Source organism: Candidatus Sordicultor fermentans, assembly GCF_012728195.1.
Taxonomy (GTDB): Bacteria; Atribacterota; Atribacteria; order Atribacterales; family Caldatribacteriaceae; genus Sordicultor; species Sordicultor fermentans.
This window is the reverse complement of sequence record NZ_JAAYFP010000142.1, coordinates 1-1,557: the sequence shown is the minus strand read 5'-3', so window position 1 is coordinate 1,557 and position 1,557 is coordinate 1. Positions and strand designations below refer to the sequence as shown.

Genomic DNA, 1,557 nt, shown 5'->3' with positions numbered 1-1,557 from the left:
GGAACTTTTTGAGAGATAGGAAAATTATCCCGGGCTCTCAGGGAATGGATTCCCCAGTATGCATTTTGAGGTATTAACTTTTCACCCAGGGAATCTCTTTCCCTGCGAAAATTTCTATTTTCCAATATCTTTTCACTCCTTTTTATCCGGTTTCCCTGTTAATGAGAACCAGACAGGTCTCTTTTTATTTTAATTGACTGGCAAAAATTAATAAGCAGGCGTAAAAACATATTGTGACTGCTTCCCCGGGAAACAGTGCGAACCAGGGTGTTTCTATCGATATCATAATACAGAAGAGCCAGGCATAACAGTCAATAGAAACTTCGTCTTGATTCAGAGACGGAGGAATAGCCCCCTAACAGTAAACGAACATGTATCCCCCGATAAATAGCAAAACGACCAGTCAAATTCTCTTATCTGATAATAGCTGAAACCCAGCCTCAGAGCAAGGGAAGGTGGTCATTTTTCCTGTCTTCTTCTATTCGATGAGGATAAGAGCATAGTAGGTGGGCTGGCAACTTCTTGAGCGAACCACCTCAATCGGGAAACCATGTTGCCTTACAGTTGCATATACATCGATTCCACAGGCTTCCATAGAAGGGCGAGCATATTCAGGATGCAGACAGGGATATTCTAAGGGACAGGGATTACACAGCTCACATGGTCCTGAGGGGATAGCCAGCGCTTTATAATATCCGGAAAGGAAAAGAGTTCTCTCTAAGTCAGCGGCAATCTTTCGCAGGGTCTCGCAATCTTCTGGTTTCCAGAGAATAGCAGCTTGTCTGTATTCTTCGAGCATTTTTCTGGTGCGGGAGGGCTCCGGCGAATACGGTGGACAGGTAAGACTCTGTGCGTATCCATCACAGCCAAACTGGCATTTGAATCGTACCCATTCAGCCACCACTACTGTTTGAGAATCGATTAGCCGATATTCCTTGACCCTTCCGGCAAGCTCGTTTTCGAATATCCCCGCGATAGTTTCTTCTTTCATAACTTTCCCCCCAGAGATGTTTTCCTCATTGTACCTCAAAACTTAAAAGTTGGTGCTAAATATTAGCAACCGAATATCAGGGGGTAAATGTCCCTCCTGATGACTCAGAAATATAAAGGGGCGTTGCCCTCTTGTGAACTCCTTTCTTTTCCTACCATCGCGAGGAGCAGGTGGCCTACGGCGCAAGATTAAAAGCAAAAGAGATAGAAAAACTAAAAATCAATAATGCTGGGAAAATACATCCCAGCGACAAGGCAATCTCTCTTTTTGGAGCTTCAATTTTTCTTTTCCGTCACCCCGGCAATCTTTAAGCCGGGGTCTAAATTATTTAAAAACATGGATTCCCGACTACTAATTTCGGGAATGACAAATGATGTGGATGCCTGATAAAAGCGCTCAGGCATGACGGAGGAGGTGTCACCCCTGAAGGCTTCTATCACCCCAAGTCCGTCACCCCTGAATGTTTCTATCAGGGGTCTACAGTATTGAAAGTATTTGGATTTCCACCTCTTCGTCACCCCGGCAATCTTTAAGCCGCTTTTAGCCTGCCCCTGAATGCTTCTATC

Annotated in this window: 2 protein-coding genes; both read right to left on the bottom strand. The window is 44.6% G+C overall.

Annotated elements, in window-relative coordinates; genetic code table 11:
• Positions 1–478: 478 nt before the first annotated feature.
• On the bottom strand, positions 479–991 hold the full coding sequence (locus GXZ17_RS07550) for a DUF2284 domain-containing protein (protein WP_409376682.1): 513 nt from the start codon (positions 989–991) through the stop codon (positions 479–481).
• A 275-nt stretch (positions 992–1,266) separates the two neighbouring features.
• The coding region (locus tag GXZ17_RS07545; RefSeq protein ID WP_409376681.1) for a hypothetical protein at positions 1,267–1,557 on the bottom strand (291 nt) is incomplete at its 5' end.

Coding starts and splice junctions, on each gene's coding strand:
- GXZ17_RS07550 (WP_409376682.1), bottom strand. CDS start 991: ATGAAAGAAGAAACTATCGCGGGGATATTCGAAAACGAGCTTGCCGGA.